Source organism: Anaerostipes sp. PC18 (assembly GCF_039789045.1).
Classification (GTDB): Bacteria; Bacillota; Clostridia; order Lachnospirales; family Lachnospiraceae; genus Anaerostipes; species Anaerostipes hominis.
In genome coordinates this window covers 115,001-128,369 of the sequence record NZ_CP121164.1, presented here as the reverse complement: position 1 = coordinate 128,369, position 13,369 = coordinate 115,001, and the positions used below count along the sequence as shown (strand labels likewise).

13 protein-coding genes, 6 tRNA genes, 1 rRNA gene and 1 riboswitch (1 of these 21 only partly in view) are annotated in these 13,369 nt (G+C 45.3%); of the genes, 1 reads left to right on the top strand and 19 read right to left on the bottom strand.

The genetic code is table 11. From position 1 onward, the window contains the following. Positions 1-192: 192 nt before the first annotated feature. The 6 genes from P8F77_RS00645 to P8F77_RS00620 all read right to left on the bottom strand — a co-directional run bounded on the left by P8F77_RS00645 (position 193) and on the right by P8F77_RS00620 (position 3,989). Entirely contained in the window at positions 193-519 is a 327-nt protein-coding gene (locus P8F77_RS00645; RefSeq protein ID WP_129702097.1) for a SpaA isopeptide-forming pilin-related protein, read from the bottom strand. Positions 520-672: 153 nt separating this feature from the next. Beyond that, positions 673-1,995 carry a SpaA isopeptide-forming pilin-related protein gene (locus P8F77_RS00640; RefSeq protein ID WP_129702100.1) on the bottom strand — a complete coding sequence of 441 codons (1,323 nt, stop codon included), beginning with the start codon at positions 1,993-1,995 and terminating at the stop codon, positions 673-675. Positions 1,996-2,147: 152 nt separating this feature from the next. Beyond that, positions 2,148-2,606, bottom strand: a complete 459-nt coding sequence (locus P8F77_RS00635; protein WP_129702102.1) for a hypothetical protein — start codon at positions 2,604-2,606, stop codon at positions 2,148-2,150. A gap of 3 nt (positions 2,607-2,609) precedes the next feature. After that, positions 2,610-2,780 (bottom strand): hypothetical protein, encoded by a 171-nt coding sequence (locus P8F77_RS00630; RefSeq protein ID WP_165353871.1) that lies wholly within the window; start codon positions 2,778-2,780, stop codon positions 2,610-2,612. Further along, positions 2,767-3,003, bottom strand: coding sequence for a hypothetical protein (locus tag P8F77_RS00625; protein ID WP_129702106.1), 237 nt, complete (start codon positions 3,001-3,003; stop codon positions 2,767-2,769). Before P8F77_RS00625 ends, P8F77_RS00630 begins: the two co-directional genes overlap by 14 nt. A gap of 263 nt (positions 3,004-3,266) precedes the next feature. After that, positions 3,267-3,359, bottom strand: a riboswitch (cyclic di-GMP riboswitch). A gap of 48 nt (positions 3,360-3,407) precedes the next feature. Beyond that, positions 3,408-3,989, bottom strand: a complete 582-nt coding sequence (locus tag P8F77_RS00620) for a nucleoside recognition protein (RefSeq protein ID WP_129702108.1) — start codon at positions 3,987-3,989, stop codon at positions 3,408-3,410. A gap of 141 nt (positions 3,990-4,130) precedes the next feature. Between P8F77_RS00620 and P8F77_RS00615 the strand changes: the two genes are divergently transcribed. Further along, the gene (locus P8F77_RS00615) at positions 4,131-4,394 is read left to right on the top strand and encodes an AbrB/MazE/SpoVT family DNA-binding domain-containing protein (RefSeq protein WP_006567976.1); all 264 of its coding nucleotides are present in this window, start codon (positions 4,131-4,133) and stop codon (positions 4,392-4,394) included. 58 nt (positions 4,395-4,452) lie between these two features. On the opposite strand, the gene rsmI is transcribed toward P8F77_RS00615, so the two are convergent. From rsmI to P8F77_RS00550, 13 genes are all read right to left on the bottom strand, one after another. Beyond that, positions 4,453-5,301 (bottom strand): 16S rRNA (cytidine(1402)-2'-O)-methyltransferase, encoded by an 849-nt coding sequence (rsmI, locus tag P8F77_RS00610; protein ID WP_129702111.1) that lies wholly within the window; start codon positions 5,299-5,301, stop codon positions 4,453-4,455. Next, positions 5,302-6,054: a tRNA1(Val) (adenine(37)-N6)-methyltransferase gene (locus P8F77_RS00605; protein WP_024728960.1), complete on the bottom strand. Its 753-nt coding sequence runs from the start codon at positions 6,052-6,054 to the stop codon at positions 5,302-5,304. After that, complete coding sequence (locus P8F77_RS00600) at positions 6,044-6,910, bottom strand: stage 0 sporulation family protein (protein WP_129702113.1); 867 nt, start codon at positions 6,908-6,910, stop codon at positions 6,044-6,046. The genes P8F77_RS00605 and P8F77_RS00600 overlap by 11 nt, the downstream gene beginning before the upstream one ends. Beyond that, complete coding sequence (gene holB / locus P8F77_RS00595; RefSeq protein ID WP_024728962.1) at positions 6,904-7,896, bottom strand: DNA polymerase III subunit delta'; 993 nt, start codon at positions 7,894-7,896, stop codon at positions 6,904-6,906. The genes P8F77_RS00600 and holB overlap by 7 nt, the downstream gene beginning before the upstream one ends. A gap of 54 nt (positions 7,897-7,950) precedes the next feature. After that, the gene (tmk, locus tag P8F77_RS00590; protein WP_330548444.1) at positions 7,951-8,586 is read right to left on the bottom strand and encodes a dTMP kinase; all 636 of its coding nucleotides are present in this window, start codon (positions 8,584-8,586) and stop codon (positions 7,951-7,953) included. Between the two features lies 1 nt (position 8,587). Next, positions 8,588-9,967 carry an aminotransferase class I/II-fold pyridoxal phosphate-dependent enzyme gene (locus tag P8F77_RS00585; RefSeq protein ID WP_270433483.1) on the bottom strand — a complete coding sequence of 460 codons (1,380 nt, stop codon included), beginning with the start codon at positions 9,965-9,967 and terminating at the stop codon, positions 8,588-8,590. Positions 9,968-10,095: 128 nt separating this feature from the next. Continuing rightward, positions 10,096-10,168 (bottom strand) — tRNA-Phe (locus P8F77_RS00580). A gap of 163 nt (positions 10,169-10,331) precedes the next feature. Further along, a tRNA-Met gene (locus tag P8F77_RS00575) sits at positions 10,332-10,406 on the bottom strand. Positions 10,407-10,412: 6 nt separating this feature from the next. Beyond that, a tRNA-Tyr gene (locus P8F77_RS00570) sits at positions 10,413-10,493 on the bottom strand. 72 nt (positions 10,494-10,565) lie between these two features. Beyond that, positions 10,566-10,638 (bottom strand) — tRNA-Thr (locus P8F77_RS00565). A gap of 9 nt (positions 10,639-10,647) precedes the next feature. Next, positions 10,648-10,721 (bottom strand) — tRNA-Val (locus P8F77_RS00560). Between the two features lie 36 nt (positions 10,722-10,757). Continuing rightward, positions 10,758-10,831: transfer RNA gene (locus P8F77_RS00555), tRNA-Asp, on the bottom strand. Between the two features lie 75 nt (positions 10,832-10,906). Beyond that, positions 10,907-13,369, bottom strand: a 23S ribosomal RNA gene (locus tag P8F77_RS00550) (it continues 452 nt past the right edge of the window).

Below are 13,369 nucleotides of genomic sequence, written 5' to 3'. Positions count from 1 at the left end.
GAAAGAACTCATTATGATACAGAAAAGGATACCAGACACAAATCGTGCTTCACTGGTATCCTTAGATTATTCTTATTTACTTCCTATGTTTTTTCCTGAGAAGCAGCAGAACGGCACCTGCCGCGCACACAGCCACTATAGCGTAAACAGCTGTATGTGAACTGTCTCCGGTTCTGGAAACCCTTGATTCTGTCACTGATTTACTGGAAGCTTCACATCTTCTGCAAGTTCATAGCCAAACGGGGCTTCTGTCTCCCTTAGAACATATTCTTCTCCAGGTACAAGCTTTCCTGTGACCACGTGTGCCTCTTCTTTTGATGTCCACTCCTCAACGATTAATTCTGATCCGTCTTCCTGAATCTTAATGATCTGAAGCTCAGCTCCCGCCAGCGCTTTCTTTGTGGCTGCATCCAGATTGTAGCCTTCCGGCACTTTAGTTTCCTGGAAATAATAGGTTCCAAGCCTCAGATAATCAAATCTGATCTGCCCCTGTGCATCGGTCTTAAGCCCCTGAGCCACTAATTCTCCGTCTGCTTTGTAAAGGCTGAATTCTGCTCCTTCAAGAGCCTGAGCATCTTCACTGCTCGCCTTTTTAAGGAGAACGGAACCTGAACTACGTCAGACTCTTTCTCTCCGATCACTAATTTGTGTTCCGCCGCGTCCAGTACATAATCATCGATAATAGGTGTTGCCGTATTTCAGCCCGGCATCAAACGCAATTCGTCCCTTTTTATCCGTTTTTAAAACACTTCCAACTTCATTTCTGTTATGGTCATAAAGCTGGAATTCTACATTTTCCAGCGGAGCATTATCTTCTGCATCTGTTTTATTTAAGATAAAACGAATGTTGTCACCTGTCAGGCCGCTGTTCATTCTGCTTAAGATCAATGGAACACTGCCGCTGGTTGCCTTGGTCTCTTTGGCACTCGCATCAAAGGTAACTGTGTTTTTAATATTTCCTGTGGCAGATGTAACGTCTGTGATAAAGACTACTTCAAACTGATGAGTTAAATCCAATCCGTCCGGGAATGTAAACACGATCTTGCCTGAAACATCATCATAATCTGTCTCCATTCCGGAAATCAGTTTATTGTTTGCCGTCACATCAATCAGCTTTACAGATCCCTCTCTGTAAGTCAGTCCCGACTGAAGCTGGTCTGTGATCTCAGCCTTCTGTTTTGTAATTACCGCATGGTTTTTGTTGACGTTTACGGTCCACTCTACATAATTTCCTTTTTTATAAGAAGTGGTCTTTTCTACGTCCGGCGTATAGTTTACATTTACTGCAGCTTTCGCTGTCAGCTCCGTTTTAAACTCGTCTGCCCGTACGCTGACTTCATTAACTGCACTTACCTTTTCGGGTTTTGTCTCAACCTTTGTCTCATCAGTAACGGTACTCAGGGTCAGATCATTCTGATCGGTCGGAAGCATCTGTTCCGGAAAATAAATAATAATATTGTTACCGCTTACCTCACAGTAAGGCTGTTCTGCGCTCTTCTCTGTTCCAAGAACTGTCTTTCCGTATTTGAGGCTTCCCTCTACGAGTCTGTGGCCTTCCGGAAGCACATCTTTAAATTGAATGTCTCCATTCACTGTTTTGGTTGGATTGTTATTGACAGTGACTGTCCATTTTATGGTATTATCATCCCCAACTCTTGCAAAAGCTCCTGACTTTGAAAGTCCCAGCTTTCCTTCCTGATATCCAATTCCCCAGCTTGAATCCTCATAATCGGAAATGCTTACGTGATTTCCAACCGTCATGACTGCCGTATTTCTTACACTTCCTTGTTTTACAGCCGCCTGAGTATCCAGCCAGATCTTATAATTTACATATACAAAATCACTGTTGAACTTTGGATCAAGCGTTACTTTAAATTCTCTTGTTGTTTCATCATATGTGTATTCATTTACATCAGGTGTGCTGCTAGCCGCCTTCTTAAGGTTCACCGCCGTTTTTCCGCCGTATTTTACGGTCAGCTGTCCTTCTGCTTCCATCAGAGAGGTTCCTTGCGGAAGCTTATCTGTCACTGTGACAGGAAGTTCCCTGCCTGTACAGAAGCATTTGCCGAAGCTTCGCCTTTGCCGTCCCCTGTCTTAATTGTCACAGCATTGGCTGCACTGGCAGACATATCTTTAGCATAGCTGGATTAATAATCGGTTTCAAAAAATTCATCTGTAAGCTTTGTTTTATAAGTAATCGTGTGGGAACCATTGCTGATCTTTCCGAACTTATAGTTCCATCCATTGTCAGTGAGTTCAGGGTCAGCAGTCTTTGTTCCGTCTAACTCCATAGAGCCTTTTACAAAGACTTGTTTCTTGTCAAATGTATCTGTCAGAATGTATCCTTCCAGATTGTTGTCTCCCTTATCCGGTGTGGCGTTGACCGTCCATGTGATGGTCTGGTCTTCTCTGTTCAGGGCTCCTTTTTTTGTAACTCCGGGATTTTTCTTTGTCACTTCCGGCTCATAGTCGGTCCGATACTCCTGTCCAAATCCTTCAATATTAGACTGTGTCAAAGTTTTCGGAAATTTTATTGTGATGGTTGCGTTGTTATTTACTGTCCAGTTCGGAACTTCCTCCACAGCGCCTGCCTGTTGATTATTCAACTTCTACGCAACGCCGCTAAGACCATCTAAATGGAACACGTTCGGAATCTTAAACTCATATCTGATGATCACATTGCTGTCTTTGGTGACAGGATGAGATTCTGTGAACGCATTTCCTAAATGGTCTGTAAATGCAAATTTAGTTAAGTATTTGGAGAAATCACCGTTTGTCACTGCAGGCTCTGATGCCTGTTTTACGGACTTCACGGCTGTTTTTTTCTGTATTGCTCTCTGTAACGGTCTTTTGCTCTGTTGTAGAAGTAATCTGTTCTGATGCAGTCTCTGTTCCTGCTTCCTGTGCATAGACATTGGTGAACGCATCGTTTCCTGTGATAAATGATATCATCAGCACAAAAGCCGCAAGGACTGCAAGACTTTTTCTTACCTTTTTGCTCATTTTTAATACCCCCATTTATTATTTGAATTTGAAAGAACAAAGTGGGCAAGCCCACTTCAACACCCCAACCCCTCACTCTCTTTGAGGGGCTTGACAACTTTGGGTGCCAGATGCAATTTGCCGCAGGCAAATAATTTCCTTACGCATCTGTGCACAACCCGCGGAGCGTTTTTATTTCATAGGGAAGGTCGTAGAACTTTCCTATGAAACAAAAAAGACTGAGTATCCGACGGATTCTCAATCTACACATAAATAATAATTTATGAGGCAGCTGGCTGGCACGATCGTACTCCTCATACGATATAGCCCCTTTAGCTTTGCGTCACTGCCTTTCGGCAGTTTTGCCTATTTATTTGGTTCTAGCTAAACTATATTTTCATTATAATACAAATTGTCTCTAAAAATCAAATGCTTTTCTGAAATTTCTCAATGATCTTTGCAAAAAGAATCCCTACGATGGTGGAACAGAAAGTCGCAATAATTGCCGGCGCCACAACCGCTGTCGGATTCACGCTTCCGTACTGACTTCGGAATACGATGATATTGACAGGGATCAGCTGTAAAGAAGAAATATTGAGGATCAAAAACATGCACATTTCCCTGGTGGCGACACCCTTGTGCGGATTGATCCTGTCCAGGGCCTTCATTGCCTTGATCCCTGATGGTGTTGCGGCCCATCCAAGCCCCAGGAGATTGGCTACAATATTCGTGCTGATATATTCCTTTGCTTCCTTATCCCTTAATCTCGGAAACAGGAACTTCAAAAATGGCGCTATGAGTCTCTCAAGCTTTTTTACAAGGCCTAAAGAGACCGCTACATTCATAATCCCGGACCATACCCCTACTACCCCAAACATCAGGATACAGAGCTGTACAGCTTCCTTAGAAGAGTCCAAAATCGTATCTGATACGGCATTCAGATTGCCGTTAATACTTCCTATTAATATACCTGTTAAAATTAAGATACTCCATATATAATTGATCAAAGTGAAACTCCTTTTTCGTCCTTAATGTATCCTATTCTCTCCTTCACAAGAATATGCTTCAAAGCCCGGATTTGACAAGCTTTCTGAGGTATGATATTGTTAGGTATAGTAGTTTACTAATTTGCAAGGAGGGAAGCGAATATGAAGAGTACAGGTATTGTAAGGAAGCTTGATGAGCTGGGACGTATTACTTTACCAATTGAGTTAAGACGTAATCTGGATGTGAATGAGAGGGATCCCCTTGAAATCTTCGTTGACGAAGATACGATCATATTGAAGAAGTACAATCCAGCGGACATCTTTACTGGCGAAATGGATGATCTCGTTGAGTACAAAGGCAAGAAAGTTTCAAAGAGTTCTATCATTGAACTGGCGAAACTTGCTGGTTTAAATGTTGCAGAATAAAGCAGTGGGATATAATAAAAGGACATATGCTGAATGATATGTCCTTTTTTGATGTTTTTTATTCTTTATACCGGAGAAGTTCCTGATAGATGTCTCTTTTGCCTACTCCGCGGTCTTTGGCCACCAACTTCATTGCCTCTTTTTGTGAGAGGCCTTTCCCTAAATAGCGTTGCATATGCTCCATCAGATCAAGTTCCTGAAACTGCTCCTGGCTTTCCTTTTTCAGTTCCTCTAATGTTTTCCCATGAATGATCAGAACACACTCACCCTTTGCCGGATGTTCGGTATAATAGGAGATCACCTCTCTCATCTCAGAGACAAACACCGTCTCATGTTTCTTTGTCAGTTCCCTGCAGACTGTCATTTTCCTGTTCCCCATTGTGCTGTAAAGTTCCTCCAAAGTCTTTAAAAGCCTGTGAGGAGCCTCATACAAAATGATCGTCCGTGTTTCGTCCTTCAGCTGTTCTAAGATCATGGCGCGTTCTTTTTTATCTGGCGGCAGAAATGCTTCAAAACAGAATCTCCTGGTCGGCTGTCCTGAAATAACCAGCCCATTGATCAGGGCACATGCACCCGGCAGGGACGTTACCTGAATGCCGTTTTCATGACACTGTCTCACCAGTTCTTCTCCCGGATCTGAAATGCCCGGAGTGCCCGCATCCGTAATCAGTGCAATGTTTTTACCATCCTCCAGAAGCTTTACAAGATAACGGGCTTTTTCCACGCGGTTGTACTCGTGATAGCTCGTCATCTTTGTCTTAATATCAAAGTGATTTAAAAGCTTAATGCTGTGCCGTGTGTCTTCCGCAGCGATCAAATCTACGGCCTTTAACGTTTCCAGTGTCCGGAATGTAATGTCCTCCAGATTGCCGATGGGAGTTGCGCATAAATATAATTTCCCTGCCATTTAAACCTCCTCAGGTTTCCATCCATAAATTTTATAAATTTCTTCGGTATACTGCCCAGGCTTTTCATAGATGATCAAAGGCGGTTCGACCTTCATCCTGGACTTCCCTCCTTTTACTGCTTCCAGCAAAAAAATATTGGATTCTTTTTCCCTGTAAGGATAGACAAACCGGATTCTTTTGGGCTCCAGGCCGTCATTGATCAAACAGTTAAGGATCTCAGAAAGACGGTAGCTTCTGTGAACCAAAAACAGGCTTCCGCTGTGTTTTAAAAGGACTCTGGCAGCACCGGAAATATCCCGGAATCTGCACAGGATCTCATGCCTTGCGATGGCCTTTGCATCATTTGGATTCTTGAAGCCATGATCATCCACCATATAAGGCGGATTTGAAGTAATGACGTCAAAGCTGTCATGTGAAAAAATCGCAGAAGCCTTTGTAATATCGCCTTCTACGATCTCTATCTTTTCTTCCAGCCCGTTTAATGCAGCACTTCTTGCTGCCATCTCGGCCATCTCACTCTGGATTTCCAGCCCGGTAAAATGTCTCCCGGGTGTCTTTGCTTCCATGAGGATCGGAAGAATCCCCGTTCCTGTACCAAGGTCCAGCACATTTCCGTTTTTCTTCACTTTTACAAAAGAGGACAGCAAAACCGCGTCCATACCAAAACAAAAGCCGTCTTTTTTCTGGATGATCTGATATCCCTTTATACCCAGATCATCCAAGCGCTCTCCGTCTCCAGGTTTAATTCTCATGATTCTTTTGACTGCCCTTTCCCCGTCTTTTTCTCCCGTTTTTCGGATGATAGTTCAAATCATCCAGCCTGTACTCCACAATTTCCTTATCACCGTTGTCATCTTCTACGATCAGCTTCACATTCTGTCTGAGAATATTGACCCGCTGCACTTCGCCGGTCCGTCCGTCCGCTGTTTTCACTGCGTCTCCGATGCTCGGCAGTTTCTTGTTCAGGTATTCGTATGTTTCCTGTTCATTTTTCAGACAGCACATCAGGCGTCCGCAGACCCCGGAAATCTTGGTAGGATTTAGAGACAGACTCTGTTCCTTTGCCATCTTGATGGAGACCGGGATGAATTCCGACAGATAAGAACTGCAGCACAGTGCCCGTCCGCAGATTCCAATCCCGCCGAGCATCTTTGCCTCATCTCTCACACCGATCTGGCGCAGTTCAATTCTTGTTCTGAAGATTGATGCCAGGTCTTTCACCAATTCACGGAAATCCACACGCCCGTCTGCGGTAAAGTAAAACAGGACTTTATTGTTGTCAAACGTATACTCGGTAGCTACCAGTTTCATCTCCAGTTTATGTTCCCGGATCTTCTGTGAACAGATGGAGAAAGCTTCCTTCTCTTTCTTGAAATTTTCCAGTGCTGCATCTTTATCTTCCCTGGTTGCGATCCTCAGAACCGGTTTTAACTCGTCAGAGACGGCTTCCTTGTCCACTTTCTTCTTGTCCGTTACGACCCTGCCGTATTCCACACCGCGGGCAGTTTCCACAATCACATGATCTCCCTGCTTTATATCAAACTTCTTTGGATCAAAAAAATATACTTTCCCGGCAGTGCGGAACCGCACCCCAACTACTTCTACCATATCTTTCCATTCTCCTTCATCGTAAGAAGCAACATCTCCATCGTCACTTCAAAATTCACGTTCGCATTCAAGCGTACTCTGGCCTTCTGAATCTCGTCCATGATATGGGTAAGGCCCTCAAATGTAATATAGATTTCCTGCTCTTTAAGCTGGCGGTACTTGTCCTTGAAAATCAGAAGATTCACAGATCCCGTCGTCTTGAGGATCAGCATGTCTCTGTACCAGTCTGTCATAATATCAAGAAAATCATAAATCTGTTCTTTATATTTTGTCAATGTCTTTAAGTAAGAAATCATCTCATGAAGCTCCATATGATGTATATAACCAAGCATTCCCAGCGCCTCGTTCAGCATCTCGTGGAACTCTTTGGTCGTAGCTACATGGATGGCCTTTCCAAGGTTGCCCAGTGAAAACGATACTGCAAATTCGATCATATCCTCATCTGCCTGTATGTGTTCCTTCAGGTAAGCCCTGATCTGATCTTCCGGGACGGTTCCCAGAGACATACATACACATCTGGATAATATAGTCTCCAGCAGACGGTCTTTGTTGTTTGTCAGCAGCAGGATCACTGCATACTCCGGCGGCTCTTCCAATGTCTTTAACAGTGCGTTCTGAGCCCCTACATTCATACGGTCTGCATCATCCACAATGTATATTTTGTAATTGCTGCTGTATGGCTTAATGTCTATGGTCTCATTAATCCCCTGTCTGATCTCATCCACGCGGATCTCGTATTTTTCATGTGTTATATAGATCAGATCCGGATGGTTTCCCGTATCCGCCTGGCGGCACGGGGTACATTGACCGCAGCCTTCGTGTGTCTCACAGAGCAGAGCTTTTGCAAAGGCTTTTGCCAAAGTCATCTTTCCCGATCCGTCTTCTCCATTCAGTAAATATGCATGCGAAATCTGTCCGGTCTGAATGGCTTCTTCAAAATGCTGTATGATCTTCTTATGTCCAACCACGTTATCAAAACTCTTCATCTCATCCTCTTCCATCCCTATGAAATCAATACCCTGCCGGTTCGTCTTTTTATATTACATCCGGTTTGTCTCTCTTGTCAGGGCATCATCAACTGCTACTTTTATCTGACGGTGAATTTCCTCAATGGAGTTTCTCCCGTCGATCTTAACCATCCTGTTTTTATCTCTTTCGGCTAACAGCCTGTATCCTTCCACCACTTTCCTGTGAAATTCCAGCTTTTCTGATTCCATACGGTCCAGCTCTGCCTGCTGTTTCTTTCTTCCAATGCCGGTCTCTGCATCCACATCAAGCAGGATCGTTATATCCGGCATAGCATTTCCCACTGCAAACCGGTTTACTTCATATACCAGATCAACACCCAGTCCCCTTGCAATTCCCTGATATACGGCCGAAGATTCTATGAAGCGGTCACAGATGACTACTTTTCCCTGGTCCAGAGCAGGCTGTATGACTTCCTCCACTAACTGGGCCCTGGCCGCAGCGTATAAAAGAAGTTCTGTCATATGTCCCATGTTTTTATAATCCCTGTTGAGGATCACTTCACGGATCGCTTCGCTTATAACCGTACCTCCTGGTTCCCTGCATACTATTATATCATACCCCTTCTGCAATAAGTAGACTCTTAATAAATCAATCTGTGTAGATTTCCCGGCACCGTCCGGCCCTTCCATCGTTATAAATATTCCCATCTCAAACCCTTTCATCCACTATGTATATCCGGCCTTCCGACAGGCCAATCAGATTCATCTTCTGTTCCTGGTACTCATTAATTTTCTGCACTATTTCTCCTGAAATCCTCTCTCCCGGCACCGCCAGCGGTATGCCCGGAGGATATAAAAATATAAAATCCGCACTGATCCCTCCAAGTGATTCGGCAGGACTCACCAACTTTCTCCCTCTTATCTTTGCCTCGTAAGGTGTCATAACCTGCTCAGTGGCAGGAATAACAGCCAGTCCCGGATTTTGAACATGGTGCAGGCTTTCATCTGTTTCCAGAAATGCCTCACACAATTTATCCAATGCCTCTTTTGTATCACAAATACTCGTCATGGCAGTGACATAGGATATTTCGGACATCTCCAACTCTATCCCATACTCACCCCTCAAAATATGAAACAGCTCTTTGCCGGTAATCTTTGTATCGCCGGTCGAAACAACGATTTTTCCCGGATCATCTGTCTTTAAGAGCTTCAGGTGTCTCATAGCTTTAAGCCTGGCCCGGATATCCATTAGATTCCGAACATAGTCATCAAACAAGTCCGGGCTGTCAGCACATTTCCTGACACAGTAATCAATACTGGCCATCAAAATATAAGACGGGCTGCTGCTCTGAAATGTAGATAAAGCCTGCTGAATCTCCCTGGTGCCTATCCGGGAACTGCAGATGTGCAGAAGTCCGGTCTGAGTAAGGGAAGGCAGCGTCTTATGCAGACTCTGGATCACTGCATCTGCTCCCTGGGATACCGCGCTCTCCGGAAATCCACTGTGAAATACAAAATGTGCTCCGTGAGCCTCATCCACGATCAAGGGAATCCCCTCTTCATGAAGAACCTCAGCAATCTGCCTGATATCAGACACCATCCCTTCATAAGTAGGGGAAACGATAACAGCGGCTTTAATGCCATTTTCCCTGCCCAGTATGTCCTGCACCTGGCTTTTAGTAATCCCCATACAAATATTCTGCTCTATTTTGGGATATAAATAAACCGGCCTTAATCCAAGCATGGAAATTGCATGATATACGGACTTGTGGCAGTTCCTGCTGATAAGAATCTTATCTCCCAGCCGACAGGACGCAGCCACAGAAGCTAAAATGCCTCCGGTGGTGCTGTTGATCAGAAAATAACTTTCCTTACTTCCATATATATGTTGGACATACTCCATTGATTCTTTAATCATCCCCTCGGGATGATGCAGATCGTCAAAGCCGCTGATCTCTGTAGTGTCAAGCGCAAACAGAGATCCCTCTCTCATAATGTCCTGTTTCTGCCTTTTGTGACCAGGCATATGGAACGGATACATCCCTTCTTTATCTAATTGTCTTAATTTTTCAAATATAGGATATTTCATAAATTGTTATTAAGCCTCATTTTATCCTATTTTATCATACACACCGTAGATATTCCACGACATTTTAAAGTGTGACAAGGTATTTTGGGAAAAAGAAAAAAGCCCTGATAAAAATCAGAACTTTTAGATGCCCAGAGCCGGAATCGAACCAGCGACACGAGGATTTTCAGTCCTCTGCTCTACCGACTGAGCTATCTGGGCTTGGGTATTGATTTTACTTTAGTCCGCGTACAAAATCTCAAAAGCTATACTTTTGAGATCACGGCGTTACCGCCTATATAGAAACATTTATCAACAGCTCCGAATATAAATATCCGGCCCTGTTGATAAATATTTCTATGCACGCTCTGAACGCTAATGGAAGTTGCGGGGGCCGGATTTGAACCAACGACCTTCGGGTTATGAGCCCGACGAGCTACCAGACTGCTCCACCCCCGCGCTAAAATGGTGGGAGAAGGATTCGAACCTTCGAAGGCGTTGCCAACAGATTTACAGTCTGCCCCTTTGGCCACTCGGGAATCCCACCATATACATATATATTATACCATTTCAGCATAAAACTCAAACATAAAATTACGTTTATAACATAATTTATGAGAGCCGTTGACCGGACTTGAACCGGTAACCTGCTGATTACAAATCAGCTGCTCTGCCAATTGAGCCACAACGGCTGACAAAAATGGGACCAATAGGGCTCGAACCTATGACCCCTCTGCTTGTAAGGCAGATGCTCTCCCAGCTGAGCTATGATCCCAAATTTATATTATAAATCCTCCTAAAAAGGAAAAAACGACCCGGATGGGAATCGAACCCACGACCTCCGCCGTGACAGGGCGGCGCTCTAACCGGCTGAGCCACCGGGCCAAATCTTTACAAAATAATCTATGTACCTTCAAAACTACATACAGAACCTTTCATCAAACATCTTCCTTACCTTCTTTGGTTAAAGCCTCGACCGATTAGTAACAGTCAGCTCCATACGTTGCCGTACTTCCACCTCTGCCCTATCTACCTCGTCGTCTTCAAGGGGTCTTACTAGATTACTCTATGGGAAATCTTATCTTTAGGGGGCTTCACGCTTAGATGCCTTCAGCGTTTATCCCTTCCAGACTTGGCTACTCTGCTATGCATTTGGTAATACAACAGATCCACCAGTGGTCCGTCCATCCCGGTCCTCTCGTACTAAGGACAGCTCCTATCAAATTTCCTCCGCCTGCGCCGGATGGGGACCGAACTGTCTCACGACGTTCTGAACCCAGCTCGCGTACCGCTTTAATGGGCGAACAGCCCAACCCTTGGAACCTGCTACAGCTCCAGGATGCGATGAGCCGACATCGAGGTGCCAAACCACTCCGTCGATGTGAACTCTTGGGAGTGATAAGCCTGTTATCCCCAGGGTAGCTTTTATCCGTTGAGCGATGGCAATCCCACGTTATACCACCGGATCACTAAGTCCTACTTTCGTACCTGCTCCACCCGTCGGTGTCACAGTCAAGCCTTCTTCTGCCTTTGCACTCTGCGAATGGTTTCCGTCCATTCTGAGAAGACCTTTGAGCGCCTCCGATACCCTTTCGGAGGCGACCGCCCCAGTCAAACTCCCCACCTGACATTGTCCCCCAACCAGATCATGGCTGTTGGTTAGAAATCCAATACTGCAAGGGTGGTATCCCAACAGTGACTCCAAAAGGACTGGCGTCCTTCTTTCTCAGTCTCCCACCTATCCTGTACATGCAGTACCGAATCCCAGTATCAAGCTGGAGTAAAGCTCCATGGGGTCTTTCCGTCCTGGCGCAGGTAACCAGCATCTTCACTGGTATTTCAATTTCACCGGGTGTGTTGTTGAGACAGTGCCCAAATCATTACGCCTTTCGTGCGGGTCGGAACTTACCCGACAAGGAATTTCGCTACCTTAGGACCGTTATAGTTACGGCCGCCGTTTACTGGGGCTTAAGTTCAGACCTTCGCGATCACTCGCTAAGCCCTCCCCTTAACCTTCCAGCACCGGGCAGGCGTCAGCCCATATACTTCACCCTTGCGGTTTTGCATAGACCTGTGTTTTTGCTAAACAGTTGCTTGGGCCAATTCTCTGCGGCCAGTCTTACCTGGCACTCCTTCTCCCGAAGTTACGGAGTCATTTTGCCGAGTTCTTAACAACACTTCTCCCGTCGGCCTTAGGATTCTCCTCATCCACCTGTGTCGGTTTACGGTACGGGCACATAAAAACAATAGCGGCTTTTCTTGACAGCTGGGGCCTGGGCTTCCCTACTTTTGTTCGGTCCGCGTAACGCCTTTGCCTTGCATGGGGATTTGCCTCCCATACGGCTACTTCGCTTGCACCAGTCTTTCCATTCCTGGCTCCCATTTCCCTTCTGTGTCCCCACAGTTCTGTTTTTATGTGGTACTGGAATCTCAACCAGTTATCCATCGACTACGGCTCTCGCCCTCGCCTTAGGTCCCGACTTACCCAGAGCAGATCAGCTTTACTCTGGAAACCTTAGATATTCGGCCGGAAGGATTCTCACCTTCCTCTCGCTACTCATTCCGGCATTCTCTCTTCTAAGCAGTCCACCACTCCTTTCGGTATGGCTTCATCCCGCTTACAATGCTCCTCTACCAATGTATTTCTACATTCCACAGCTTCGGTGTCGTGTTTTAGCCCCGGACATTTTCGGCGCAGGATCTCTCGACTAGTGAGCTATTACGCACTCTTTCAATGTATGGCTGCTTCTAAGCCAACGTCCTAGTTGTCTTTGAAATCCCACATCCTTTTCCACTTAACACGTACTTTGGGGACCTTAGCTGGTGGTCTGGGCTCTTTCCCTTTCGACTGTCCAACTTATCTCGTACAGTCTGACTCCCATCAATCATCTGACTGGCATTCGGAGTTTGATATGTTTTGGTAAGCTTTGACGCCCCTAGACAATTCAGTGCTCTACCTCCAGCAGACTTTGATGAGGCTAGCCCTAAAGCTATTTCGAGGAGAACCAGCTATCTCCGGGTTCGATTGGAATTTCTCCGCTATCCACACCTCATCCCCACCCTTTTCAACGGATGTGGGTTCGGTCCTCCACTTCCTCTTACGGAAGCTTCAACCTGGACATGGATAGGTCACCCGGTTTCGGGTCTGCCCTCACTGACTGTTATGACCACACAAAGTGTGATCATCTACCGCGCTCTTAACGCTTGCTTTCACTTCGGCTCCAGACCTTAAGTCCTTAACCTTGCCAGTACGGGCAACTCGCCGGACCGTTCTACAAAAAGTACGCAGTTCCCCATCTAAAGGGGTTCCACAGCTTGTAAACATAGGGTTTCAGGTTCTCTTTCACTCCCCTCCCGGGTCCTTTTCACCTTTCCTTCACAGTACTATGCGCTATCGGTCACTAAGGAGTATTTAGCCTTACG